Source organism: Microbacterium bovistercoris (assembly GCF_003387575.1).
Taxonomy (GTDB): Bacteria; Actinomycetota; Actinomycetes; order Actinomycetales; family Microbacteriaceae; genus Microbacterium; species Microbacterium bovistercoris.
In genome coordinates this window covers 250,009-274,489 of the sequence record NZ_QUAB01000046.1, presented here as the reverse complement: position 1 = coordinate 274,489, position 24,481 = coordinate 250,009, and the positions used below count along the sequence as shown (strand labels likewise).

The window sequence follows — 24,481 nt, the reverse complement described above, 5'->3', positions numbered from 1 at the left end:
CCGGATCACGGCAGTGCCGACGCCGGCCCCTCGTACCGCTGCGCCAGTCGACACGCCCGCTGATGCAGAAGCTCCCTCAACGCGATCGGGGCCAGCGCCTCGGCATCGGTGCCGAGGGTCCAGATGCTCCACTCCGCGTGGCGTAGGTCCTGGAACACCGCCTCCACCACGATCCGTCCGTCGCGCCCGGGGCGCTCCGACCGGAAGGAGATCGCGGTTCCGGCGAGATCCTCGCGGCGCGCCGGGACCAGCAGAACCGTCACGGTGACCTGATCATCCCCGGCGCGGAAGCGCGCGCTGCGCTCGTTCCAGAGTTGCTCGAGGTCGACGGAGGCCGGGCGCACAGCCGGCTCATCGAGCTCCTCCGCGGCGAGGATCCGCGACAGCCGATACGTGCGGTCGGAGCCGGAGACGGTGGCCAGCAGATAGCCCTTCTCGCGGACGGCGACCAGCCCGATCGGATCGACGACCCGCCAGGCGGGTGCCCGGTCTGCGGTGGCGTAGTGGATCCGTAGTCGTCGCCCGGCGAGGACGGCGCTCCGCACCGCGGAGAGGACCTCGGCAGGGACAGCCTCGCGGGGCGGTCGGCGTGCGAGCAGATCGGTCTCGGGATCGATGAGAAGGCGCCCGGCAGCGGCATCCAGCTGTGGCCGGTGGCTCTCAGGGATCGCATCGCGCACCTTCCGGGTCGCTGCGCTCGCGGCCGCGCCGAGTCCGAAGGCGTGCTCACCGCGGTGCGACACAGCAGCGAGCAGGGCGAGTGCCTCGTTCTGGTTCAGGCCCGTGAGTTCCGTGCGGAAGCCGGGCAGCAGCGCGAAGCCGCCGTGCCGGCCCCTTTCCGCATACACCGGGACTCCGGCGAAGGACAGCGCCTCGATGTCACGCAGGATCGTGCGCGTCGAGACCTCCAGCTCGCGGGCCAGCGCCGGAGCGGTCATCCGTCCGCGCTGCCGCAGCAGCAGGACGAGGGAGACCAGCCGGTCGGCGCGCATGCGGAGAATCTAGCCGATACCTGACAGAGGATGTCGTGTTTCTTCGGAAGAGTCATCGGAGGATGCCGAGACGAGCCGCGAAACGCGCGGCTGCCGGCATCCGAACCAGCACGACAGGAAGCGGAGAAGACGATGAAACGCACGGCTATCAACCCGGTGACGTGGTCGACGGAACTGGGTTTCAACCAGGGAGAGACGGTCACGGGACATACCAGGACCCTGTACATCTCGGGGCAGACCTCGATGAGCCCCGAGGGCAGGCCGCTGCACGACGGCGACATGGCGGCCCAGCTCGCCCTCAGCCTGGAGAACCTCGAGGCGGTGCTCGCCGAGGCCGGTATGACTGTGGCGCACCTCATCCGGCTGAATGTGTACACGACCGACGTCGATGCGCTGTTCCCACACTACGGGCTGCTCGCCGCTCGGCTGGGAGCGGCTGGGGTCGCCCCCACGACGACGATGCTCGGTGTGAGCCGGCTCGCGGTCCCCGGGCAGCTGGTCGAGCTGGAGGGCACGGCGGTCGCCTGAACGTCGCCCGGGGCGGCGGTCAGCGGAAGTCCCGTGACCGGTGCTCCAGCCCGGTGCGCAGATCCTCGAAGGCGTCGGCCAGCACGTTGGCCACGCCTTCGGGGGAGCGCTCCAGGATGCCGCGGACGATGAGCGCAGGGGAGTCGCGGGCGATCCGGCGATAGCGCCCCCAGACGCCCGCCGAGCAGATCACGTTCACCATGCCGTGCTCGTCCTCGAGGTTCAGGAACGTGATGCCGCTCGCCGTCGCCGGCCGCTGCCGGTGCGTGACGATGCCCGCCACCTCGATGCGGCGGCCCTGCTCGTGGGTGCGCAGTCGCTCGGAGGTCAGCACCCCGCGCTCGTTCAGCGCGGTGCGGAAGTGCGCCATCGGATGGTCGTCGGTGGACACTCCTGTGGCCCAGAGGTCGGCGGACAGCCGCTCGTACCCGGTCTGGTCGGGGAACAGCGGCGGCTGTACGGCGATCGTCGTGCCGGGCAGGTAGCGTGCACGGTCCTCGGCGGCTGCGCCCGCCGTCCAGATCGCCTCGCGCCGGCTCAGCCCCAGGCACTCGAAAGCCCCGGCGGTGGCGAGCGCCTCGAGCTGGGCGGCGGTGGCATCCGTGCGCCGCACGAGGTCGTGCAGGTCGCGGTAGGGGCCGTCCTGCTCACGGGAGGCGACGATCCGCTCGGCCAGGGGCGTGCCGATGCCGCGTACCCCGGAAAGGCCGAGGCGCACCGCGAATCGGCCGTCTCGCCGATGCGCGGCGGACTCGTCGGGGGCGGTGCGGTCGAAGGGGGCGATCGGAGGCTGAGGTGCTGCGAGACAGGCGTCGAGGCCGGTGGGGGCGGTGCCGTCCTCGATCCGCTCCAGCGTCTCGGTCGCGCCCGACAGATGCAGGTCGGGCCGCAGCACCTTCACGCCGTGGCGGCGTGCGTCGGCTGTCAGCGTCGAGGCGGAGTAGAACCCCATCGGCTGCGACCGCAGCAGGCCGGCGAGGAACGCCGCTGGATAGTGCAGCTTCAGCCACGAGCTGGCGTACACGAGCAGGGCGAAGGAGAGGGAGTGCGACTCGGCGAAGCCGAAGTTCGAGAACGCCTGGATCTGCGCGTAGATGCGATCGGAGGCCTCCTTGCTGAGGCCCCGCCGCGCCATCCCCGCATACAGCGACTCACTGATCCGCTCGATCTTCTCCATTCCGCGCTTGGATCCCATCGCCCGGCGCAGCAGGTCGGCCTCGTCGGCCGTGCAGTCGCCGAGGGTCGTGGCCATCTGGATGAGCTGCTCCTGGAACACCGGGATGCCCAGGGTGCGCTTCAGGACGGGTTCGAGGTCGGGATGCGCGTAGGTCACCTCGTCCTGCCCCATCTTCCGCCGCACGAACGGATGCACGGCCCCGCCCTGGATGGGGCCGGGCCGGATGAGCGCGATCTGCACGGCCAGCTCGTAGAACTCCCGGGGCTGCAGCCGGGGGAGCAGCCCCATCTGCGCGCGGGACTCCACCTGGAACACCCCGATCGAGTCGGCCCTGCAGAGCATGTCGTACACCGCCGGCTCCTCCTTGGGGAGCGAGGCGAGCGTCCAGACCTCACCGGTGGCCTGCTCGACCAGGTCGAAGCAGTGCCGCAGCGCGGCCAGCATCCCCAGTCCCAGCAGGTCGAACTTCACCAGTCCCATCGAGGCGGCGTCGTCCTTGTCCCACTGGATGACGGTGCGGTCCTCCATCCGGGCATGCTCGACGGGCACCACCTCGCCGACGGGTTGGGCGGTCAGCACCATCCCGCCGGAGTGGATTCCGAGGTGCCGGGGTGCCTTCAGCAGCTCGCCGGCGTAGGCGAGCACGTCACCCGGGATGTCGGTGCCCGCGGGCACCTCGATGCCCGCGCTCCAGCCGTCGACCTGCTTCGACCAGGCGTCCTGCTGACCGGGGGAGTGACCGAGAGCCCTGGCCATGTCGCGCACCGCGTTCTTCGGACGGTACTGGATGACGTTGGCCACCTGCGCGGCGCGATCGCGGCCGTAGGTCTGGAACACCCACTGGATGATCTCCTCGCGCCGGCCGGAGTCGAAGTCCACGTCGATGTCGGGCTCCTCGGTGCGCGTGGTGGCGAGGAAGCGCTCGAAGGGGAGCCGGTACAGGACCGGATCGACCGCGGTGATGCCCAGCAGATAGCAGACCGCGCTCGCCGCGGCCGACCCACGGCCCTGACAGAGGATGCCCCGGCGCCGCGCCTCTTCGACGATGCCGTGCACGATGAGGAAGTACCCGGGGAAGTCCTTCTCCTCGATGACGTTCAGCTCCCGTTCGATGCGCGAGCGGCCGTCGGCGTCGAGCCGCGGATACCGCTCCGGCACCGCCGCCCACACGAGCTCGCGCAGATGCTGCATCGGAGGGATGCCGCCGGGGATGTCCAGGCGGGGCAGGTCGGGCTTCGCCTTGCGCAACGGGAAGGCGCAGTCCTCCGCGATCCGCAGGCTCTGCGTGATCGCGCCGGGGTACCGGCGGAAGCGCTCGGTCATCTCCGCCCCGCTGCGCAGATGCGCCGAGCCGTGCACCGGCAGCCAGCCGTCCAGGTCGTCCATGCTGCGTGTGGCCCGCACGGATGCCACGGCCTCGGCGAGGCCGGCCTGCGCGGGGGCGGCGTAGTGCACGTTGTTGGTGGCCACGACCGGCAGACGCAGCTCGCTTGCCAGGGAGGCCAGGGAGTCGTTGCGGCCGGTGTCGCCCGGATCGCCGTGGTCGATCAGCTCGACGACGACCTGATCCCTGCCGAACAGATCCACCAGGCGCCGCAGCGGGGTCCGCGCATCGCCGCGGGCGAGTCCCCGGCGGACGCCGCCCTTGCGGCATCCGGTGAGGATCGTCCAGTGCCCCTCCGCGCTCGCCGCGAGCTCGTCCAGGTCGTAGACGGGGCGGCCCTTCTCGCCGCCGCGCAGCTGCGCCTGCGTGATCGCCCAGGACAGCCGCCGGTATCCCTCCAGCCCACGGGCGAGCACGAGCAGGTGGTCGCCGACCGGATCGGGGATGCCGTTCTGCGGCGTGGGCAGATCGAGGGAGAGCTCGGCGCCGAACACCGTCTGCACACCGGTCAGCTCGGCGACCTCGGCGAACCGTGCCGCGCCGTAGAACCCGTCGTGGTCGGTGATCGCAAGGGCAGTGAGCCCCAGACGCTCTGCCTCGGCGAGCAGATCGTCGGGGGAGGAGGCCCCGTCGAGGAAGGAGAACGACGAGTGGGCGTGCAGCTCGGCGTAGGGGACGGCGTCGTCGGGGCGCTCCACCGGCGGCCGGGTGATGGGTGCACGGTGCCGGCTGAGCGGACCGGGGTCGATGCGGGTGCCGAGGGGCTCGGCGGACGGCGGTGCGGTGGGGTCGCTGAGCGTTCGCTCCAGCTCGGCCCAGGTGAACTCGGGGTTGTGCCAGCCCATCAGCGGTACCGTCCTTCCGCCAGCCATCCCTCATCGGAGAGCACGACCAGCCAGGCGCGCTGACGCTCGTCGACCAACTGGAAGCGGTGCCCGCTGCGGGACCGGGCGGCGTCCCAGCGGTGCTCCCGCATCGGCCACGGCCCGGCCCAGGAGGCCACCGCCGCATCCTCGACGAAGGCGGGCGCGGCCGAGAGCGCGCCCCGCTCGTCGACCTCGATGACGGCGTCTCCGGCCGCACGCACCCGGATCGGCCGGGGCGGGTCGAAGACCTCTGCCGGATGCGGGCCGGGCAGGCTTCCCGGCCAGGGGCGGGCAGGGTCGCGCGGGGCGACGGAACGCTCACCCCAGGGGGTGAGCACCTGCCGGTCGGACAGCCAGCGACCGCCGGCCACGGCGGCGGTGACCACGCCGCGGTGCCCCACGATCGTCTGCACCCGTGAGAGGGCGTGGTGCAGGCGCTCGTCGCTCGCCTGGCCGAACAGCGCGGGTTGATGGTGCGCGGCGTCGTCGACCGCAGTCGGGGCGATGCGCACCCCGACGATCCCGCGGAACGCATGAGCGGCGTCATGGTCGTCGTCGCGGGCGTCTGCGGCGAGGGCCTCGAGCTGCCAGCGCACCCGGTCGACGAGGTCGGCGGCCTCGAAACAGGTCGGATGCAGCCAGGTGCGCGAGTTCACCCTGCCGTCGTCATCGGTCAGATCGATGCGCACCTCGGTGCACACCACGGAGGCGTCGGCCAGAGCCAGCATCACGGCATCCGCCGTCTGCCGCACGGCGAACGCGATCTGATCGGCCTGCCCGAGCGGGGCGTCGAACCCGACCTCCCCGGCCAGCTCAGGGTCGGGCGGACGGGGCTGCACCGGACGGGAGTCCGATCCCTGTGCGAGGGCGTGCAGCCGTGCGCCGTGCTCGCCGAACCGGTCGCGCACCGCACCTTCGCCCAGCGCGGCGAACTCACCCAGGGTGTGCACCCCGAGGCGGGCGAGCAGGCTCGCCAGCTCCTCATCGCCGAGGGCGGCCACCGGAACAGGGGCGAGGAAGACACGCGATCCGCCGACGGGCACGATCGCCCGGCGGGCGGACTCGCCCTCGGCGCGCAGAGCCGCCAGCTCGGCGGTGAATGCGCCGTCGGCGACGCCGATCAGCGCCTCGGGATATCCCTCCTCCGCGAGCACGGCGAGCAGCGCATCGGCGGCCTCGGCCTCTCCGCCGTGGAATCGGGAAACGCCCCGCGAGCGCAGCGCGGCCATCCCCGGGCGCAGCAGCAGCACCCCGGGTGCGTGCTGCTCGATGAGGCGCAGCACCGGGACGAACGCCCGCTCCTCCTGAGCGGGATCGTGCGGCAGCATCCGCAGTGACGGCGCGCGCCCCTGCGCGAGCCGCCGGCGCTGGCCGACGCGCACACCCAGCGCGCGGGCAGAGGCGGTGCTCGCGACGACGGTGTTCTGCCGCACCAGGGCGACCGGCGGATGCGGCGGCGGCTCGCCCAGCACCGCCCGCAGCGGCCAGTCCGGGAACCGCAGCACGTGCATCCTGCTCGAGGGGATCATCCTGCCGCCGCCCATCTCGTGTCGAGGGGGATCGGTGCAGGGGCTGCCTGCTCGACCTGCTCCACGGCGCCGAGCCGCCCGGGCAGGCGCACCCGCACGCTCTGCGGCCGCGGGCGGGTGCGGGTCTGCGCCGTGACGGTCACCGTGCGGTCCTCGAGCAGCCCCCACCCCTCGCCGAGCCCCTCCCACTGCGGGTCGTGCAGGCTGATCAGACCCTCGCTCTGCGGCCAGGGCGAGGTGGCCAGCACCGTGCAGCCGCGGTCGCGCAACCGGGCGGCGAGGCGGGCCGACTCGGCCTCCTGCGGCGGCGCCCCCGGACGCACCGCGATGAGCGGGACGATCTCGGCCAGTGCCGACACCACGGCCAGCCAGCGCGGGCCGGGGTCGGGCACGAGCACCAGGCGCTCGAGGTCGATCCCCGCGGCGGCCGCGGCCTCGACGCCGAGGTCCGGCATGCCGACCGCCGCGCACCACGAGCCGCGCTGGGAAGAAGTGCTGAGCAGCGCGAAGATCAGGCTCAGCGAGGGTGAGACCGAGTACACCGTTCCCGCTGCGAGGCCTCCGCCGGGCAGGATCTGCTCCAGTGCGGACGGCACCGGCAGCACCTTCTCATCGCTGCGCACCCGCTGCATCCGCCCGATCTCGCGGCGCAGGCGCAGGATCTCGCCCGCCCGCTCGTCGGCGGGGGAGAGTGCTCGCAGAGTGCCGATCCCCATGCATCCATCCTCGAAGAGATATTCGAACAATTCAAGTTCATCTCAGATCGTAAATAGGACATCCGACATCGCGTCTCGAAGGCACAGGGCTACTCTGAGGGCATGCGGATCGAGTATGAGAGCGACGTGGTCCGATGGGATGCCCGGACCGAGGCCTGGTTCTTCGCGGTCATGCCGGAGGATCTCTCGCAGGAGATCAGGGAGCTGCCCTCGCCACCACGCGGGTTCGGGTCGCTGCGGGTACGCGCACGGATCGGCGACACCGAATGGGCGACCTCCATCTTCCCTGGCCGCGACGGCTACGTGCTGCCGTTGAAGAAACAGGTTCGCAGCGCCGAGGCGATCGAGGAGGGCGGCACCGTGGTCGTCGAGCTCGAGATCCTCGATCTCTGACCTGTTGTCCACAGGGTGTCCCCGCCGGTCGGCGGAGTCGCATAGCCTGCGAAGGTGACACTCCACGCGATCATCGCCGGCCTGGTGCACATCGCCCTGGTCGGTGTCGGGGCGTGGCTCCTCGTCATCGACGCCCGCACGCACCGGCTGCCGAACCGCATCGTGCTGCCCACGCTCGGCGTGCTGCTGGTGCTGGTGATCGTGGAGGCGCCGGCGACCGGCGACATCGCACGACTGGTGCGATCGCTGCTCGGGATGCTGCTGCTGGCGGGCTTCTACGCGGTGATGCGGCTGGCGAGCAGGCAGGGGGTCGGCGGCGGCGACGTGAAGCTCGCGGCGGTGATCGGGCTCGTGCTGGGCTGGCACGGCTGGCAGGCTCTCGTCATCGGTGCCGCGTCGGCCTTCGTGCTCGGCGCGCTGTACGCGCTCGCGCTCATGGCGCTGCGCAGAGCCGATCGCAGCACCCGCATCGCCTTCGGTCCGTGGATGATCGTCGGAGCGGTGCTCGGCATCGCGATCGGATGACGTCGCCAGGGACTATGGTGTGCTCATGGCACTCGCGCGACTTCACGGCGGCCCGCTGGACGGGCAGATCATCCCCATCGGCGACGATGCGGACGACAAGCTGATCGTTCCCTACAGCGAGACGCAGATCGTCTACAACCGCGGCGGCGAACCGCAGAACACCGGTGCGACCGACGGGCCCACCGAGATCGGCTACTGGTACGACGAGTCCCTCGAGGACATCAATCCTGCCGATGTCTGACTCCGCGCCGTCCCGGTCGGTCGAGGTCGAGCGCAAGTACGACGTCGATGCGGACACCCCGCTTCCGGACTGGGCATCGGTCGACGGCGTGCTCTCGGCGTCGCCCGGCGAGCTGCGAGAACTCGACGCGCAGTACCTCGACACCGCCGAGTTCGCCCTCGCGGCCTCCGGCCATGCCCTGCGTCGCCGCACCGGCGGCCCCGATGCCGGTTGGCATCTGAAGGGTCCGCGCACCGGCGACGGCCGGGTGGAGCTCGGCTGGCCGCTGGGCGAGGAGGGCGTGATCCCGGATGCGGTCGCCCAGGCGATCGCGCCGGTACAGGCATCCGCGCTGCGGCCGATCGCACGGATCGAGAACTCCCGCACCGCCGTTCACCTGATCGGGCCGGACGGCGTGCTCGCCGAGTTCGTGGACGATCACGTGCACGCGACCGATCTGCGTGACGGATCGCGCCGCGAATGGCGGGAATGGGAGCTCGAGCTGGGCCCCGCCGCTCCCGCTGACGAGGCAGGACGGCAGGCGTTCTTCGCCGCAGCCGAGAAGGCGATCTTCGCCGCCGGCGCCCGCGACGCCTCTTCGGGATCGAAGCTCGCCCGCGCTCTCGGTCGCTGAACGGACCAGACGCAGAGAGGGCCGAGCGGAATTCCGCTCGGCCCTCTCTGCGTCTGCAGATCAGAGGTTGATCATGTGGCCCGCGAGGCCGTGGAAGGCCTCCTGCAGCGCCTCCGACAGGGTCGGGTGGGTGTGCACGTTGCGGGCGGCCTCGAGAGCGGTGAGGTCCCACTTCTGAGCGAGCGTCAGCTCGGGCAGAAGCTCGGACACGTCGGGGCCGATGAGGTGGCCGCCGATGAGCTCGAGGTGCTCGGCGTCGGCGATCAGCTTGACGAAGCCGACCGGCTCGCCGAGGCCGTTGGCCTTGCCGTTCGCGCTGAACGGGAACTTCGCGACCTTGATCTCGCGACCCTCGGCGCGCGCCTGCTCCTCGGTGAGACCGAAGCTGGCGACCTGCGGCTGGCAGAACGTCGCGCGCGGCATCATCCGGTAGTCGCCCAGCGTCATGGTCTCGGCCTTGCCGATGGTCTCGGCGGCCACGACGGCCTGCGCCTCGGCGACGTGCGCGAGCTGCAGCTTGGCGGTGACGTCGCCGATCGCGTAGATGCCCTCGACGTTGGTGCGCATGTGGTCGTCGATCTCGATCGCGCCGCGCTCGGTGAGGGCGACGCCGGTGTTCTCCAGGCCGTAGCCGTTCACGTTCGGTGCGAAGCCGACCGACATGAGCACCTTGCCTGCGGTGATCTCACCGGGCTGGCCGTCGCGGGTCTCGTAGGTGACGTGCACGGAGGAGCCGTTGTCGGTGACGGTCTTCACCGCGGTGGAGGTGAGGATGTCGACGCCGAGCTTCTTGTACTGCTTCTGGATCTCCTTCGAGACCTCGACGTCCTCGTTGGGGAGGGCGCGGTCGAGGAACTCGATGATGGTGACCTTCACGCCGTAGTTCGTCAGCACGTAGGCGAACTCCATGCCGATGGCACCGGCACCGACGATGACGATCGACTCGGGCAGGTCGCGGGTGAGGATCTGCTCCTCGAAGGTGACGACATTGTCGCTGAGCTGCACACCGGGCAGCAGGCGCACGGTCGAGCCGGTCGCGATGATGACGTTGTCGAAGGTGACCTCTTCGGTCGTGCCGTCCGACTTCGCCACCGAGATCGCCTTGGGGCCGGTGAAGGTGCCGCGGCCGTCGTACTCGGTGACCTTGTTCTTCTTCATCAGGAAGTGGATGCCCTTGACGTGGGTCTCCGCGACCTTGCGGCTGCGGTCGAACGCCGCGCCGAAGTCGAAGCTCACATCGCCCGAGATTCCGAAGAAGTCGGCCTTGTGGGTGAAGGTGTGCGCGATCTCCGCGTTCTTCAGGAGCGACTTCGAGGGGATGCAGCCCACGTTGAGACACACACCACCCCAGTACTTCTCCTCGATGATGGCGGTGGACAGTCCGAGCTGTGCGCTGCGGACGGCGGCGACGTAGCCGCCAGGGCCCGCGCCGAGGATGACGACATCGTAGTGTGGCATGCTCTCAGCCTATCGTTCCGAGGGGTCGGCGGAGGCGGCGGCATCGTCGGATGACGCCGCAGGCCCGCCGTCGGCCGGCCTGCGGCGCATGCCCAGCCAGACGGCGATGCCGGCGACGACGAGGACGGCCACGATCAGCAGCACCCACAGCCAGACCGGCGACCCGGAGGTCGCGGCGGGGGTCGGAGTCGCGGTGACCGTCACGGTGGGAGCAGGACTCGTCTCGGGGGTGGTCTGCTCCGGAGCCGGTGCAGTGGTCGGCGTGGGGGTGACGGCCGAGCCCGTGGTCACGGTGAAGGCGTACTCCCCGGCGATCGGATGTCCGTCGGCCGAGACGACCTTCCACGCCACGTGGTAGAGGCCGGCAGGGCCACCCGCGGCGAGCGGCTGGGTGACTGTCGTTCCGTCGACGGTCGGTGCACCATCGGTGACGGGGCTGCCTGCGGGGTCGGTCACCTGGATCATCGTGGCGCCCTCGGCGTCGAGCACGTCCCCGCTGAAGGTGAGCGCGAGCTGCGCGGGAAGGGTCTCGACAGTCGTGTCGGCGGCCGGGTCCGCGGAGACGAGCTCGTCGTGTGCGGAGGCCGACAGCGGGGCCACCAGCAGGAACGCGGCGGTCAGCAGCGCGGCGAACAGGGCGGCGAGAGGGATTCTTCGATAGGACCAGGTTGTCTGCACGTCCCCAGCCTAGGTGCGCCCCGTGTGCCCATCCCCTCCCGATGCAGTGCTCCGATCCGTTAGTCTGGTGAGAAGGAGGGCCACCCGTGACTGACAGCCAGAGCCGATACGGCGACGACGCGATCCACCGCAGCGGAGAGCAGCGCCACGACGTGACGCAGACTTTCGGACACGACTCCGATCTGTCGTTCGTCCCGTTCGGAGCCGAACTGACCGAAGCCGAACAGACGGCGATCTCCGCGCTGCCCTCGGGGTCGGCGCTGCTGCTGGTGCGCTCAGGCGCGCTGGCCGGCGCCCGATACCTCCTGGACGCCGACGTCACGACGGTCGGCCGCCACCCCGAAGCGGACATCTTCTTCGACGATGTGACCGTGTCGCGTCGTCATGCAGAGATCACCCGCACCGGCACGTCGTTCGAGATCATCGATCAGCGCTCGCTGAACGGCACCTACGTCAACGGTGAGCGAGCCGACCGCAGTCTTCTGCAGAACGGCTACGAGGTGCGCGTCGGCAAGTTCCGCCTGAACTTCTTCGCGTCCCCGGTCGACATCGCGGCTGCGAACGCCTGATGGCGGCCTCGTCCCCGGCCCGTGAGCGCGCAGCGCCCGCGGGCCTGCTGAGCATCGGCCAGGTGCTGTCGCGGCTGACCCCGGACTTCCCGGAGATCACCGCCAGCAAGCTGCGCTTCCTCGAGGGGCGAGGCATCGTGACGCCGTCGCGCACCGACTCCGGCTACCGGAAGTTCTCGGCGGCCGACGTCGAGCGTCTGCGCACGGCGCTCACGCTGCAGCGCGACCACTACATGCCGCTCGACGTGATCCGCGAGCAGCTGGACGAAGCGGTGGAGGGCCAGCCGGTCTCGCCGCCGCCCTCGATCACGCCGCCCGCGCGCCGGTATCGGCGCGAGGAGCTGCTGCAGGCCGCGGGCGCCGCCCCGCAGCTGCTGAACGACGCGGTCAGCACCGGGCTGATCGCGGCCGCCGATTCGTACAACGACCAGACCGTGTCGCTGCTGCGCAGCCTGGTCGCCCTGGACCGCCACGGCATCGAACCACGCCATCTGCGCTCGCTCCGCCAGGGCGCTGAGCGGGAGGTCGCCCTGATCGAGTCGGCGCTGCAGACGATGCTGCGTCGCACGGATGCCGCTTCCCGCGGCCGCGCCGCAGAGCTCGCTCCTGAACTCGCCGCCCGCATCGATGAGGTGCGCAGCATCCTGGTGTCCGTGGCGCTGTCACGGATGCTCTCATAACGAACAGGTTGCGACACACCTCTGGTGCGCACCGGATGTCGTTGCCCGACCACCACCCCTGCTCTACCGTGGAGATAGCTGCTCCGGGGGGAGCGGCACCGGTCTTGAGGAGGACACATGATGAATGCGGATGAGCTCTCCGGAGACCCGCGCTTCGTGACCGAACTCCTCTTCACGGACGGTCTGCCCGCGATGGACGACGAAGTCGGCTACCGTGGCGCGGTCGCCGCTCGTGCGGCGGGCATCACCTACCGCCAGCTGGACTACTGGGCACGCACTGAGCTGGTCGTCCCCACAGTTCGGGGTGCGAGCGGATCCGGTTCGCAGCGCCTCTACGGCTTCCGCGACATCCTCGTGCTCAAGCTGGTCAAGCGACTTCTGGACACCGGCATCTCGCTGCAGCAGATCCGGATCGCGGTCGAGCAGCTCCGCGCCGCCGGCATCCGTGATCTGGCCGGCACCACGCTGATGAGCGACGGTGCCTCCGTCTACCTGTGCACCTCGAACGACGAGGTCATCGACCTGGTCAGCCGTGGTCAGGGCGTGTTCGGCATCGCCGTCGGCAAGGTGCTCCGCGAGGTCGAGTCGACGCTCGTCGAGCTCGACCCCACTGCACCGGATCCTGTCGACGAGCTCGCGCAGCGGCGCGCCAAGCGCACCGCCTGACGCGGACCGCCCTGTACATACGAGAACGCCCGGCCGGAGCCGGGCGTTTCTTGGTGTGCGAGGTGCGCGTCAGGCCTGGGCGCCGGTCTCCGGCACGGGGACCCGGCCGGCGCGGACGATGCGGTCCAGCAATTGGTCGAAGTCTGCGGCGAGCTCCTGCGCGGAGTCGCCGGGCCAGATGTGCAGCGGCTTCGCGGCGCCCTGCGCCTGCTGCAGCGAGGTGCGCTCCGGCAGCTGGGGCGACAGCACCAGCGGGCCGAACATGTCGCGCAGCTCCTTGATGCGGAACTGGTGCTCGATCGACTGCGGGCGCACGCGGTTCACGACGATGCCGAGCGGCTGCAGTCGCGGGGAGAGTCCGCGGCGGATCTCCTCGATGGCGCGCAGCGCGCGGTCGGCGGCGGCGACGGAGAACAGACCGGGCTCGGTGACGACCATGACGCGGTCGCTCGCCGCCCAGGCGGTGCGGGTGAGGGCGTTCAGCGAGGGCGCGCAGTCGATGAGGACGAGGTCGTACTCGCTCTCGACGGTGGCAAGTGCCTCTTCGAGCTTCCACACGTCGCGCACGCTGGGGTGCGGGCCGTCGAAGTTGATGGCGGACGGGCTGCCGATCAGCACGTCGATGGTGCCGGGATGCACCTTCGCCCACCCGCTGGTGGTGATGGCCTGACGGACCACCTTCTCCTTGGGGTTGGCGAGCACGTCGGCGATGTTCAGCCTGCCGGCGATCTGGATGTCCATTCCGGTGGAGACGTCCGACTGCGGGTCGAGGTCGACCACGAGGGTGCGGATGCCACGGGCGAAGGCGGCGCTGGCGAGACCGAGCGTGACGGTCGTCTTGCCTACGCCTCCCTTGAGGGAGCTGACGCTGAGTACGTGCACATCCTCCAACTTACAGTGCCGACCCTGTGACTCTCCTTCACCCTGCTGTGATGCGGCGATTCCGCCCGATGCGCACGGGCTAGTCTGGGGGCACACTCAGCCCCGCTCCTGTGCGCCTCGGTGCGCACTGATCCAGAGGTGTGCATGTTCCAGAAGATCCTTGTGGCCAATCGCGGAGAGATCGCGATCCGCGCGTTCCGGGCGGCGTACGAAGTGGGTGCGCGCACCGTTGCGGTCTTCCCCTATGAGGATCGCGGCTCGATGCACCGGCTCAAGGCCGATGAGGCGTACGAGATCGGCGAGCGCGGGCATCCGGTGCGCGCCTACCTCGACGTGGACGAGATCGTCCGCGTCGCCGTGGAGTCGGGGGCTGACGCTATCTACCCGGGCTACGGATTCCTCGCCGAGAACCCGGAGCTGGCGGAGAAGGCGGCTGCGGCCGGCATCGCCTTCATCGGCCCGCCGGCGCACGTGCTGGAGATGGCGGGGAACAAGGTCGAGGCCAAGCGCCATGCGATCGAGGCGGGCGTGCCGGTGCTCCGGTCCACCGCGGCATCCGACGATGTGGACGATCTCGTCGGTCAGTCGGACGAGATCGGATTCCCGCTGTTCGCGAAAGCCGTCGCCGGTGGCGGCGGGCGGGGGATGCGGCGAGTCGAGACGAAGGCCGAACTCGCCCCCGCCCTCGCCGAGGCGATGCGCGAGGCGCAGAGCGCCTTCGGCGACCCGCGGATGTTCCTGGAGCAGGCCGTCCTGCGCCCGCGACACATCGAGGTGCAGGTGCTGGCGGATGCCACGGGCGAGACCGTGCACCTGTTCGAGCGGGACTGCTCGGTGCAGCGCCGGCATCAGAAGGTCGTCGAGATCGCGCCGGCGCCGAACCTGGACGACGCCGTCCGGCAGGAGCTGCACCGGCATGCCGTCGCGTTCGCGCGTTCGATCGGCTACGTGAACGCGGGAACCGTCGAGTTCCTGCTGGAGACGGCGGGGGAGCGGGCCGGCGAGGTCGTCTTCATCGAGATGAACCCGCGCATCCAGGTGGAGCACACGGTCACCGAGGAGATCACCGACGTCGACCTGGTCCAGGCGCAGATCCGCATCGCCTCCGGAACGACTCTGGCCGAGCTGGGTCTCGACCAGGGTGACATCCGGCTTCGCGGCGCCGCGCTGCAGTGCCGGATCACCACCGAGGATCCCGCGCAGGGCTTCCGCCCTGACACCGGCAAGATCACCACCTACCGCTCTCCCGGCGGCGCAGGCATCCGCCTCGACGGCGGCACCGTGCATCAGGGCGCGCAGATCAGCCCGCACTTCGACTCGATGCTGTCCAAGCTCACCTGCCGTGGACGGGACTTCCCCGCCGCGGTGTCCCGGGCACGTCGGGCCCTGGCCGAGTTCCGCATCCGCGGGGTGTCCACGAACATCCCGTTCCTGCAGGCCCTGCTCGACGACCCGGCCTTCGTCGCCGGCGACATCAGCACCGCGTTCATCGACGAGCGCCCTGAACTGCTGCAGGGCCGCGTGTCGAAGGATCGCGGTTCGAAGATCCTGAACTGGCTGGTGGACGTCACCGTCAACCGCCCGAACGGCTCGCATCCCGGTACCGCCGACCCGAGCACCAAGCTGCCGGCGATCGACCTGAGCACCGAACCGCCCGCCGGAACGAGGCAGCGGCTGCTCGAACTCGGACCGGACGGCTTCGCCAGGGCGCTGCGCGAGCAGACTGCGCTCGCCATCACCGACACCACGTTCCGCGACGCGCACCAGTCGCTGCTGGCGACGCGGGTGCGCACCCGCGACCTGGTCGCGGCCGCGCCGCACCTGGCACGCCTGACGCCTGGGCTGCTCTCCGTCGAGGCCTGGGGCGGCGCGACCTACGACGTCGCCCTCCGCTTCCTCGGCGAGGATCCGTGGGAGCGACTCGACAAGCTGCGCACGGCGCTGCCGAACGTGGCCATCCAGATGCTGCTGCGCGGCCGCAACACGGTCGGGTACACGCCTTACCCGACCGCGGTCACGGATGCATTCGTGCAGGAGGCCGCGGCATCCGGAATCGACATCTTCCGCATCTTCGATGCGCTGAACGACGTCGCCCAGATGCGTCCGGCGATCGACGCGGTGCGGGCCACGGGCACTTCGGTGGCGGAGGTGGCGCTCTGCTACACCGGTGATCTGCTGAACCCGGCGGAAGACCTGTACACGCTGGACTACTACCTTCGGCTCGCGGAGCAGATCGCGGATGCGGGTGCGCACGTGCTGGCGATCAAGGACATGGCGGGACTGCTGCGGCCGGCCGCCGCGGCGAAGCTCGTCACGGCGCTGCGCGAGCGGTTCGATCTGCCCGTGCACCTGCACACGCACGACACGGCCGGCGGTCAGCTCGCGACGCTGCTCGCGGCATCGGCCGCCGGCGTGGACGCGGTGGATGCCGCATCCGCGCCGCTGTCCGGCACCACGAGTCAGCCCTCGCTGTCGGCGCTGGTCGCCGCGCTCGCGCACACTGAGCGGGACAGCGGCATCGACCTGGCCGGCGTCTCGGATCTGGAGCCCTACTGGGAGGCGGTGCGCGGCCAGTACGCGCCGTTCGAATCTGGACTGCCAGGCCCCACCGGTCGGGTGTACCACCACGAGATCCCGGGCGGACAGCTCTCCAACCTGCGTCAGCAGGCGAAGGCGCTGGGGCTGGCCGAGGACTTCGAACTCATCGAGGACATGTACGCCGCCGCGAACGCGATCCTCGGCCGGGTGCCGAAGGTCACGCCGTCGTCGAAGGTCGTCGGCGACCTCGCGCTGCACCTGGCGGCCGTCAAGGCTGACCCCGCCGATTTCGAGCAGAACCCGCAGAACTACGACGTGCCGGACTCCGTGGTCGGGTTCATGGCGGGCGAGCTGGGGGATCTGCCGGGTGGATGGCCCGAGCCGTTCCGCACCAAGGTGCTCGCCGGTCGCGCGGTGCGCCCGGCGGTCGGCGAGATCACGGCGGACGACGAGCGGGCGCTCGCGGGCGACAGCGCAGGGCGGCGTGCTCGGCTGAACGAACTGCTCTTCCCCGCACCGACCCGTGAGCTGGCGCGGATGCGTGAGCAGTACGGCGACCTCTCGGTGCTCGAGACCGGCGACTACCTGTACGGGCTGGTACCGGGGCAGGAGCATCTCATCGAGATCGATCGCGGCGTGCAGCTCTACGTCGGTCTGGAGGCGGTCGGTGAAGCGGATGAGCGCGGCATGCGCACGGTGATGACCACCTTGAACGGGCAGCTGCGACCGGTGCCGGTGCGCGATCGGTCGGTCGTCGTCGATGCGCACGAGACCGAGAAGGCCGACCCGTCGCGGCCGGGGCAGGTGGCCGCGCCGTTCTCCGGAGTGGTCACCCTTCAGGTCGCCGTGGGAGATGCGATTCGCGCAGGCGACCCGGTCGCGTCGATCGAGGCGATGAAGATGGAGGCCGCCATCACGGCGACGGTCTCGGGCGTGGTGGCGCGTGTGGCGATCGGTCCCACGCAGCAGGTGGATGCGGGAGATCTTTTGGTCGTGATCAGCCCAGGACAGTAACCTTGGGCGGGCGACTTGCTCGCACAAGCTTTCAGGGAGAACCGTGACGCCGAAGAAGACCGACGACCAGGACGGCGACGACGACCTGGGCGTCCTCGACGACTCCGCATCGCTCGATGACTCCGGGATCGGGTTCCTCGGGGCCACCGCGCAGGTGAGCGTCATCATGCCGACCGGCGGCGACGAGGACGATCTCGAGGGCGACGACGAGGTCCTCGGTGACGAGATCGCCGTGGAGCCGATCGCCTCCGACCTGATCATCGACCGTTCCGGTGTCGCCGATCAGGAGACGATCGAGCGGCTCGAGCGCGACACCACCGAGATCATCATCGAGCTGCCGGCCGACACCGAGCCGCCCGTGATCGCCGACATCGTCGAATCGGATGCCGATGACGAGCAGGCACTCGTCGTGGACGAGCCGGACGCGGTGACCGCGGAAGTGGTCGTCGAGGAAGTCGTCGCGGCGGAAGGCGGCGAAGCCGCTGACGTGGATGATTCTGAGGCCTCGAATACCGGGACGGCCGCTGACGATGAGGACGCGGACGAACGACCCGACGAAGCCGAGGGCACCTCGCAGGTGGAGGACCGGCTCGATGAGGGCTCCGACGCGGAGGACGACGCTGTCGGCGCCGAGAATTCCCACGACGACGCGCGCGACCTCGAGGCGGAAGATCTCGAGGATGCCGACGGTCTCGACGATGACGACTCCGCCGACCCTGCGGGGGAGCACGACGTCGAGGATATCGGGGCAGGCATCAAGCCGGAGCTGATGATCCACCCCGAACCGGCCGACGTCACCGACGCTGCGGAGGACCCCGCCGGCGAAGCAGAGCCGGCCGATGAGGCCGAGCCGGCCGATGAGGCGGAGTCCGACGAGGCGTCGGCCGACGACGCCGAGCCGGCCGACGCGTCCGCTCCGACCGACGAGGCACCGGCAGGCGAAGCCGAGCCGGTTGTCGAGGATTCTGCCGTGGACGCTTCGCCTGCAGACGAGGCTGCGCCTGCCGACGAGGCTGAGCCTGCCGAGGAGCAGACTGTCGCGGGTCGGCACGCCGCGCCCGAGCCTGCGGAGGAGCCGTCTTTCGAGGCCGGCGCCGAACTCGCGTCGGCGACCAGTACCGATCCGGTCGAGGCGAGCTCCGCCGAGGAGCAGGACCTCGCCGAGGATCAGCCCGCCGGCGAACCCGCTGCCCCGATCCTCGAAGACGACTCCCTGGACGCCGAAGCGGCCGACGGGCAGGATCGTGAGGACGAGGCGACCGCCGGGGCATCCGTCCTCGCTGCGGCGACCGGCACTCTCACCGCTCCGGAGGAGAAGACGATCGTGGACACTGACGACCAGCGCGACCTCGCGCCCCGCCCCGCAGCCGCCGCACCGCGCACCCGTGCCGAGGCGCACCGCACCGCCGAGATCGCGCTGGCATCCAAGCGCCTCGGAGACGCCTCCCGCGAGGCGTCCCGTGAGAGTGCCGATCTGCTGACCGCTGAGCGGCTGCTCGACCCGAGCCGCATGGTCAAGCCGGAGCCGGAGGGCACCTGGAGCCACCTCGTCTACACGATGTCCGGACGCCGCATCAACCTCGGCGACAGCAAGAAGGCGCGCGCTCGCAAGGAGCTCTCCGGGCGCATCGCGGGCCCTCTGCAGGGCAACGCGCGTTTTGTGCCGGTGCTCTCCCGCAAGGGCGGCGTCGGCAAGACGACGGTCACCGCACTGCTCGGAATGGCGCTGGCGGATGCCCGTGACGACCGTGTCATCGCCGTCGACGCGAACCCCGATCGCGGCACGCTCGCGGACCGCATCGTGGGCGACACGACCCGGTCGGTCCGCGATCTGGTGCGTGCGAAGGACGAGGTGCAGGGATTCCACGACGTGTCGGCTCTCGTCGCCCGCGACCACACCCGTCTGGACGTGCTGGCTTCGGACAGCGACCCCCGGGTCGCCGAGGCGTTCAGCGACTCCGACTACCGTGACGTCGCAGGAGTCGCCGCGCACTACTACTCGCTGGTGCTCACCGACACCGGAACCGGCATCGTGCACGACGTCATGGGCGCGACCCTCGACCTGGCCGATCAGATCGTAATCGTCTCCGGTCTCAGCGTCGACGAGGCGCGACTGGCGTCCGAGACCCTCACCTGGCTCGAGACCAACGGCTACGCCGACAAGGCGCGCGACGCCATCGTCGTCCTGAACCAGTCCACTTCGGGCACGCCCCTGGTGCGGCTGAACGAGCTGCAGGCGCACTTCTCCACGCGTGTCGGACACGTCGTGCGCATCCCCTACGACGCGCAGATCGCCGGAGGCGGGGCGATCGTCTGGGCCAGCCTCGCCCCGGAGACGCGCCTGGCGGCACGTGAACTCGCCGCGCAGCTCGTCGAGGGTCTGCGCACCCGGGTTCCCATCCGATGAGCGTCCGCGAGATCCGGCTGTACGGCGACCCGGTGCTGCGCACCGTCTGTTCCCCGATCGAGAGGATCGACGAGGGAGTGCGCGCTCTCGTCGACGACCTCGTGGACACCGTCGAGGTGCCGGGCCGTGCGGGCGTGGCCGCGCCGCAGATCGGCGTCGCGGTGCGCGCGTTCAGCTACAACATCGACGGCGACATCGGCTACGTGCTCAATCCCGTCCTCACCGAGGTCCGTGGCGAGCCGCAGCCGACGGGCGAGGGATGCCTGTCCGTTCCCGGGCTGTGGCACGATACGCCGCGCTACCCGTGGGCGCGCGTGGAGGGCATCGATCTCGACGGTGCACCGGTCGTGCTGGAGGGCGAGGGCCTGCTGGCGCAGGCGCTGCAGCACGAGACCGATCACCTCGACGGCATGGTCTATCTGGGGCGCCTCGATCCCGAGACCCGTAAGCTCGCCATGCGCCAGGTGCGCGAGAGCACCTGGTTCTGATCCGCTGACACACGAAGAACGGCCCGCGCAGTGCGCGGGCCGTTCTTCGTGTGAGCGTCAGCCCAGCGAGACGTTGGTGGTCTGCACCGGCTGCGTCGTGTAGATGTGCTCGATCTCTCCGGCGAAGTCCTTCAGGATGACGTTGCGCTTGATCGACATCTTCGGGGTGAGGTGGCCGCTGGCCTCGGTCCACTCGATCGGCAGGATCGTGAACTTGCGGATCGACTCGGCGCGCGACACCGAGGTGTTCGCGTGGTCGATCGCTCGCTGCACCTCGGCGCGGACGGCGTCGCTCTTCGCAGCATCCGCGAGCGACATGTCGGAGGGGAGTCCGTTGTTCGTGAGCCAGGTCGGCAGCATCTCGGGATCGAGGGTGACCAGCGCAGAGATGAACGGCTTCTGGTCGCCGACGACGACCACCTGGCCGACGATCGGGTTCGCGCGGATCGGGTCCTCCAGCGCCGCCGGGGCGACGTTCTTGCCGCCCGCGGTGACGATGATCTCCTTCTTGCGGCCGGTGATCGTGAGGAAGCCGTCGCCATCGAACGAACCGAGATCGCCGGTGCGGAACCATCCGTCATGGAACGCGGCCTCGGTGGCCTCCGGATTGTTCCAGTACTCCTTGAACACGCAGATGCCGCGCACCTCGATCTCGCCGTCCTCGGCGAGACGGATGCCGACGCCGGGGAGGGCGGGGCCGACCGTGCCGATCTTGGACTTGTCGGCACGGTTCACCGTGGCGGGGGCCGTCGTCTCGGTCAGGCCGTAACCCTCCAGGATCACGACGCCGAGGCTGTGGAAGAAGTGGCCGAGGCGCTCACCGAGCGGAGCGGAGCCGGAGATCGCGTAGACGACCTTGCCGCCCATGGCCGCGCGCAGCTTCGAGAACACCAGCTTGTCGAACAGGGCGAAGCGCATGCGCAGCCCGAACGGGATCTTCTCGCCGCGCTCCTGCAGCTTCGAGTACTCCACGGCGGCGGACGCCGCCGCGCGGAAGATCTTGCCCTTGCCGCCGGCTTCGGCCTTCTGCTCGGCGGAGTTGTAGACCTTCTCGAACACGCGAGGCACCGCGAGGAGGAAGGTCGGCTGGAACGATCCCAGCGCCGGCAGCAGCTGCTTCGTGTCGGGTTGGTGACCGGTTCGCACTCCCGCGTGGATGTTCAGCACCGAGATGAAGCGGGCGAACACGTGCGCGAGGGTGATGAACAGCACCGTCGACGCGCCGGGGGTGTTGACGACGTCCTTGAGCGACTCCGCGGCGTTGCGCGAGAGCTCGACGAAGTTGCTGTGCGTGAGCACACAGCCCTTGGGGCGCCCGGTCGAGCCGGATGTGTAGATGAGCGTCGCGATGTCGGCGCCGTTCGCGATCGCGCGTCGGCGCTCGATCTCGGCGTCCTCGACGCCCGCGCCCTGAGCCGTCAGCGTGTCGATGGCGCCGAGATGCAGCTGCCACACGTCCCGGACGAGGGGGAGATCACCGCGGACCTCGTCGATGCGGGTGAAGTGGTCCGACGACTCGGCCACGACGGCGATCGCGCCGGAGTCCTCCATGATCCACTGGATCTGCGCCGGCGAACTGGTCTCGTAGATCGGCACCATCACCGCGCCGGCGTAGAACAGCGCGAAGTCGACAAGCGTCCACTCGTAGGTGGTGCGGGCGATGAACCCGACCTTCTCTCCGGGCTGGATGCCGGCGGCGACGAAGCCCTTGGCGAGGGCGACGACGGCGGTGCGGAAGTCGGCGGCGGTGATGTCGCGCCACCCCTCGCCTTCCGGGACGGAGAACAGCGCGAGACCGGGGGTGGCCTCCACGCGCTTCTCAAGCAGATCCGTGACGTTCGCCTCGGGGTCGGCGGGGACGATCGCGGGGACTTCGAACTGAACCACGGCAGCTCCTTCGGTACCAGGCGGGCGGGTTCCTCAGAGTCTACGTCATGAGATTCAGTCGCGTCGATCGCGGTACTCGGTCGCGCCGCGTCCCGGGCTCCCGTGACGCGGCCCGGCACGCAGTAGACTGCGAGGCGATGTTCTACTGGCTGATGAAGTACGTCGTGATCGGGCCGCTGGTCAAAGCGATCTTCCGACCCTGGATCGTGGGGCGCGACAACATCCCCACCTCCGGCGCCGCCATCCTGGCCAGCAACCATCTCTCCTTCGCGGACTCGATCTTCCTTCCGCTCATGCTGGACCGCCGGATGTCGTTCCTCGCGAAGAGCGACTACTTCACCGGCCGCGGCATCAAGGGATGGGCGACCAAGTTCTTCATGAGCGCGACCGGGCAGCTGCCGATCGATCGCTCGGGCGGGAAGGCCTCCGAGGCGTCCCTGAACACCGGCCTGCAGGTGCTCGGCGGGGGAGACCTGCTCGGCATCTACCCCGAGGGCACCCGCAGCCCCGACGGGCGGCTCTATCGCGGGCGCACGGGCATCGCCCGCATGGCGCTCGAGGCGAAGGTGCCCGTCATCCCCGTCGTGATGATCGACACCGACACCGCGATGCCCATCGGCCGGCGTGTGCCCCGCGTCGTGCGCGTGGGCATGGTGATCGGCGAGCCGCTGGACTTCTCCCGTTACGCGGGCATGGAGAACGACCGCTACATCCTGCGCTCCGTGACCGACGAGATCATGGTCGCGCTGCAGCGGCTCGGCGCCCAGCGCTACGACGACGTGTACGCCTCGTCCGTCAAGGACCGGATGCCGGCGCCCGTACGCTGACGGCAGACGTCATCGTCGTCCGGTGGGCCCGCCACCACGACTAGGCTGAGGGGATGCCACAGCCGCTGTCTGCCGCCCCGTCCGCCGCGTTCGACACCCGCGCCCTCGACGAGTGGCGCACCCTGCCGATCAAGCAGCAGCCGCAGTGGCCCGATGCGAGCCGTGTCGCCGAGGTCTCGGCGCAGCTCGCGACGCTTCCTCCGCTGGTGTTCGCCGGCGAGGTGGACAACCTGCGTGAGCGGCTCGCCCGTGCGGCATCCGGTCGGGCGTTCCTGCTGCAGGGCGGCGACTGCGCGGAGACGTTCGCCGGTGCGACGGCCGACCAGATCCGCAACCGCATCAAGACGGTGCTGCAGATGGCGGTCGTGCTCACCTACGGCGCCTCCATGCCGGTCGTGAAGATGGGGCGCATGGCCGGGCAGTTCGCCAAGCCGCGCTCCAGCGACACGGAGACGCGCGGCGACGTCACGCTGCCCGCTTACCGCGGCGACATCGTGAACGGATACGACTTCACCGAGGGGTCTCGCACGGCCGATCCGTCGCGCCTGCTGCAGGGCTACCACATGGCGGCATCCACGCTGAACCTCATCCGCGCCTTCACGCAGGGCGGTTTCGCCGACCTGCGCGAGGTGCACTCCTGGAACACCGGGTTCGCCAAGAACCCGGCGAACCAGCGGTACGAGCGCATGGCCTCCGAGATCGATCGTGCGATCAAGTTCATGGAGGCGGCCGGCGCCGACTTCGACGAGCTCAAGCGCGTGGAGTTCTTCACCGGTCACGAGGGCCTGCTGATGGACTACGAGCGCCCGATGACGCGTATCGACTCGCGCACGGACACGCCCTACAACACCTCGGCGCACTTCCTCTGGATCGGGGAGCGCACCCGCGACCTCGACGGTGCGCACGTCGACTACTTCTCGAAGATCCGGAACCCCATCGGGGTCAAGCTCGGCCCGACCACCTCGCCTGAGACGGCTCTGGAGCTGATCGACAAGCTCGACCCGAACCGCGAGCCGGGACGTCTGACGTTCATCACGCGAATGGGCGCAGGCAAGATCCGCGATGCGCTTCCTCCGCTGCTCGAGGCGGTGAAGGACTCCGGTGCGACGCCGCTCTGGGTCACCGACCCGATGCACGGCAACGGCATCACCACGCCGACCGGGTACAAGACGCGTCGCTTCGACGATGTCGTCGACGAGGTGCGGGGCTTCTTCGAGGCTCACCGCGCGGTGGGCACCTTCCCCGGCGGCATCCACGTCGAACTCACCGGCGATGACGTCACGGAGTGCCTCGGCGGTTCCGAGCACATCGACGAGGCGGCGCTGGCGACCCGGTACGAGTCGCTGTGCGACCCGCGCCTGAACCACATGCAGTCGCTCGAGCTGGCCTTCCTCGTGGCCGAGGAGCTCGAGAAGCGCTGACG

Annotated in this window: 21 protein-coding genes; 13 read left to right on the top strand and 8 right to left on the bottom strand. The window is 70.1% G+C overall.

Features of this window, described 5'->3' with window-relative positions:
- Positions 1-5: 5 nt before the first annotated feature.
- The gene (locus DY023_RS14570; RefSeq protein ID WP_116243051.1) at positions 6-992 is read right to left on the bottom strand and encodes a helix-turn-helix transcriptional regulator; all 987 of its coding nucleotides are present in this window, start codon (positions 990-992) and stop codon (positions 6-8) included.
- 132 nt (positions 993-1,124) lie between these two features.
- Between DY023_RS14570 and DY023_RS14565 the strand changes: the two genes are divergently transcribed.
- A complete protein-coding gene (locus DY023_RS14565) occupies positions 1,125-1,520 on the top strand; it encodes a RidA family protein (RefSeq protein ID WP_116243050.1) in 396 nt (131 codons plus the stop codon).
- Between the two features lie 19 nt (positions 1,521-1,539).
- Here the strand turns inward: DY023_RS14565 and DY023_RS14560 are convergent, their stop codons facing one another.
- Genes DY023_RS14560 through DY023_RS14550 form a run of 3 tightly spaced genes read right to left on the bottom strand, consistent with a single transcriptional unit; the run spans position 1,540 to position 7,192 of the window.
- Complete coding sequence (locus tag DY023_RS14560; protein WP_116243049.1) at positions 1,540-4,926, bottom strand: error-prone DNA polymerase; 3,387 nt, start codon at positions 4,924-4,926, stop codon at positions 1,540-1,542.
- On the bottom strand, positions 4,926-6,458 hold the full coding sequence (locus DY023_RS14555; protein ID WP_245958729.1) for a DNA polymerase Y family protein: 1,533 nt from the start codon (positions 6,456-6,458) through the stop codon (positions 4,926-4,928). The genes DY023_RS14560 and DY023_RS14555 overlap by 1 nt, the downstream gene beginning before the upstream one ends.
- Before the next feature lie 14 nt (positions 6,459-6,472).
- Complete coding sequence (locus DY023_RS14550) at positions 6,473-7,192, bottom strand: hypothetical protein (protein ID WP_116243048.1); 720 nt, start codon at positions 7,190-7,192, stop codon at positions 6,473-6,475.
- A 102-nt stretch (positions 7,193-7,294) separates the two neighbouring features.
- Between DY023_RS14550 and DY023_RS14545 the strand changes: the two genes are divergently transcribed.
- Genes DY023_RS14545 through DY023_RS14530 form a run of 4 tightly spaced genes read left to right on the top strand, consistent with a single transcriptional unit; the run spans position 7,295 to position 8,964 of the window.
- A complete protein-coding gene (locus DY023_RS14545) occupies positions 7,295-7,585 on the top strand; it encodes a DUF1905 domain-containing protein (protein ID WP_116243047.1) in 291 nt (96 codons plus the stop codon).
- Between the two features lie 54 nt (positions 7,586-7,639).
- The gene (locus DY023_RS14540) at positions 7,640-8,110 is read left to right on the top strand and encodes a prepilin peptidase (RefSeq protein WP_116243046.1); all 471 of its coding nucleotides are present in this window, start codon (positions 7,640-7,642) and stop codon (positions 8,108-8,110) included.
- Positions 8,111-8,135: 25 nt separating this feature from the next.
- A complete protein-coding gene (locus DY023_RS14535; RefSeq protein WP_116243045.1) occupies positions 8,136-8,351 on the top strand; it encodes a response regulator in 216 nt (71 codons plus the stop codon).
- A complete protein-coding gene (locus tag DY023_RS14530) occupies positions 8,344-8,964 on the top strand; it encodes a CYTH domain-containing protein (protein WP_116243044.1) in 621 nt (206 codons plus the stop codon). Before DY023_RS14535 ends, DY023_RS14530 begins: the two co-directional genes overlap by 8 nt.
- A gap of 60 nt (positions 8,965-9,024) precedes the next feature.
- Here the strand turns inward: DY023_RS14530 and lpdA are convergent, their stop codons facing one another.
- Together lpdA and DY023_RS14520 are read right to left on the bottom strand one after the other, a co-directional pair.
- The gene (gene lpdA, locus DY023_RS14525) at positions 9,025-10,422 is read right to left on the bottom strand and encodes a dihydrolipoyl dehydrogenase (protein WP_116243043.1); all 1,398 of its coding nucleotides are present in this window, start codon (positions 10,420-10,422) and stop codon (positions 9,025-9,027) included.
- A gap of 9 nt (positions 10,423-10,431) precedes the next feature.
- The gene (locus tag DY023_RS14520) at positions 10,432-11,100 is read right to left on the bottom strand and encodes a copper resistance CopC family protein (RefSeq protein WP_116243042.1); all 669 of its coding nucleotides are present in this window, start codon (positions 11,098-11,100) and stop codon (positions 10,432-10,434) included.
- A gap of 86 nt (positions 11,101-11,186) precedes the next feature.
- Between DY023_RS14520 and DY023_RS14515 the strand changes: the two genes are divergently transcribed.
- The 3 genes from DY023_RS14515 to DY023_RS14505 all read left to right on the top strand — a co-directional run bounded on the left by DY023_RS14515 (position 11,187) and on the right by DY023_RS14505 (position 13,015).
- On the top strand, positions 11,187-11,669 hold the full coding sequence (locus DY023_RS14515; protein ID WP_116243041.1) for an FHA domain-containing protein: 483 nt from the start codon (positions 11,187-11,189) through the stop codon (positions 11,667-11,669).
- The gene (gene ftsR / locus DY023_RS14510) at positions 11,669-12,349 is read left to right on the top strand and encodes a transcriptional regulator FtsR (protein WP_116243040.1); all 681 of its coding nucleotides are present in this window, start codon (positions 11,669-11,671) and stop codon (positions 12,347-12,349) included. The genes DY023_RS14515 and ftsR overlap by 1 nt, the downstream gene beginning before the upstream one ends.
- Before the next feature lie 120 nt (positions 12,350-12,469).
- Entirely contained in the window at positions 12,470-13,015 is a 546-nt protein-coding gene (locus DY023_RS14505; RefSeq protein ID WP_116243114.1) for a MerR family transcriptional regulator, read from the top strand.
- Positions 13,016-13,084: 69 nt separating this feature from the next.
- Here the strand turns inward: DY023_RS14505 and DY023_RS14500 are convergent, their stop codons facing one another.
- On the bottom strand, positions 13,085-13,897 hold the full coding sequence (locus tag DY023_RS14500) for a ParA family protein (RefSeq protein WP_116243039.1): 813 nt from the start codon (positions 13,895-13,897) through the stop codon (positions 13,085-13,087).
- A gap of 144 nt (positions 13,898-14,041) precedes the next feature.
- Between DY023_RS14500 and DY023_RS14495 the strand changes: the two genes are divergently transcribed.
- From DY023_RS14495 to DY023_RS14485, 3 genes are read left to right on the top strand one after another with little or no spacing between them, the layout of a single operon-like run.
- Complete coding sequence (locus tag DY023_RS14495; RefSeq protein WP_116243038.1) at positions 14,042-17,449, top strand: pyruvate carboxylase; 3,408 nt, start codon at positions 14,042-14,044, stop codon at positions 17,447-17,449.
- Positions 17,450-17,492: 43 nt separating this feature from the next.
- Positions 17,493-19,856: a nucleotide-binding protein gene (locus DY023_RS14490; protein ID WP_245958721.1), complete on the top strand. Its 2,364-nt coding sequence runs from the start codon at positions 17,493-17,495 to the stop codon at positions 19,854-19,856.
- Positions 19,853-20,344, top strand: a complete 492-nt coding sequence (locus DY023_RS14485) for a peptide deformylase (RefSeq protein WP_116243037.1) — start codon at positions 19,853-19,855, stop codon at positions 20,342-20,344. The genes DY023_RS14490 and DY023_RS14485 overlap by 4 nt, the downstream gene beginning before the upstream one ends.
- Positions 20,345-20,401: 57 nt before the next feature.
- Here the strand turns inward: DY023_RS14485 and DY023_RS14480 are convergent, their stop codons facing one another.
- Positions 20,402-22,231 (bottom strand): AMP-dependent synthetase/ligase, encoded by a 1,830-nt coding sequence (locus tag DY023_RS14480; RefSeq protein ID WP_116243036.1) that lies wholly within the window; start codon positions 22,229-22,231, stop codon positions 20,402-20,404.
- A gap of 137 nt (positions 22,232-22,368) precedes the next feature.
- Here DY023_RS14480 and DY023_RS14475 point away from each other — a divergent pair, with 137 nt between their 5' ends.
- Both DY023_RS14475 and DY023_RS14470 read left to right on the top strand, forming a co-directional pair.
- On the top strand, positions 22,369-23,058 hold the full coding sequence (locus DY023_RS14475) for a lysophospholipid acyltransferase family protein (protein ID WP_116243035.1): 690 nt from the start codon (positions 22,369-22,371) through the stop codon (positions 23,056-23,058).
- Between the two features lie 53 nt (positions 23,059-23,111).
- The gene (locus DY023_RS14470) at positions 23,112-24,479 is read left to right on the top strand and encodes a class II 3-deoxy-7-phosphoheptulonate synthase (RefSeq protein ID WP_116243034.1); all 1,368 of its coding nucleotides are present in this window, start codon (positions 23,112-23,114) and stop codon (positions 24,477-24,479) included.
- Positions 24,480-24,481 lie beyond the last annotated feature (2 nt).

What these genes read in the sequence shown, in the direction of transcription:
- DY023_RS14570 (WP_116243051.1), bottom strand. Translation starts at nt 992, where the DNA reads ATGCGCGCCGACCGGCTGGTCTCCCTCGTCCTGCTGCTGCGGCAGCGC.
- DY023_RS14485 (WP_116243037.1), top strand. Translation starts at nt 19,853, where the DNA reads ATGAGCGTCCGCGAGATCCGGCTGTACGGCGACCCGGTGCTGCGCACC.
- DY023_RS14495 (WP_116243038.1), top strand. Translation starts at nt 14,042, where the DNA reads ATGTTCCAGAAGATCCTTGTGGCCAATCGCGGAGAGATCGCGATCCGC.
- DY023_RS14565 (WP_116243050.1), top strand. Translation starts at nt 1,125, where the DNA reads ATGAAACGCACGGCTATCAACCCGGTGACGTGGTCGACGGAACTGGGT.
- DY023_RS14530 (WP_116243044.1), top strand. Translation starts at nt 8,344, where the DNA reads ATGTCTGACTCCGCGCCGTCCCGGTCGGTCGAGGTCGAGCGCAAGTAC.
- DY023_RS14505 (WP_116243114.1), top strand. Translation starts at nt 12,470, where the DNA reads ATGAATGCGGATGAGCTCTCCGGAGACCCGCGCTTCGTGACCGAACTC.
- lpdA (WP_116243043.1), bottom strand. Translation starts at nt 10,422, where the DNA reads ATGCCACACTACGATGTCGTCATCCTCGGCGCGGGCCCTGGCGGCTAC.
- DY023_RS14555 (WP_245958729.1), bottom strand. Translation starts at nt 6,458, where the DNA reads ATGCACGTGCTGCGGTTCCCGGACTGGCCGCTGCGGGCGGTGCTGGGC.
- DY023_RS14545 (WP_116243047.1), top strand. Translation starts at nt 7,295, where the DNA reads ATGCGGATCGAGTATGAGAGCGACGTGGTCCGATGGGATGCCCGGACC.
- DY023_RS14550 (WP_116243048.1), bottom strand. Translation starts at nt 7,192, where the DNA reads ATGGGGATCGGCACTCTGCGAGCACTCTCCCCCGCCGACGAGCGGGCG.
- DY023_RS14560 (WP_116243049.1), bottom strand. Translation starts at nt 4,926, where the DNA reads ATGGGCTGGCACAACCCCGAGTTCACCTGGGCCGAGCTGGAGCGAACG.
- DY023_RS14470 (WP_116243034.1), top strand. Translation starts at nt 23,112, where the DNA reads ATGCCACAGCCGCTGTCTGCCGCCCCGTCCGCCGCGTTCGACACCCGC.
- DY023_RS14475 (WP_116243035.1), top strand. Translation starts at nt 22,369, where the DNA reads ATGTTCTACTGGCTGATGAAGTACGTCGTGATCGGGCCGCTGGTCAAA.
- ftsR (WP_116243040.1), top strand. Translation starts at nt 11,669, where the DNA reads ATGGCGGCCTCGTCCCCGGCCCGTGAGCGCGCAGCGCCCGCGGGCCTG.
- DY023_RS14535 (WP_116243045.1), top strand. Translation starts at nt 8,136, where the DNA reads ATGGCACTCGCGCGACTTCACGGCGGCCCGCTGGACGGGCAGATCATC.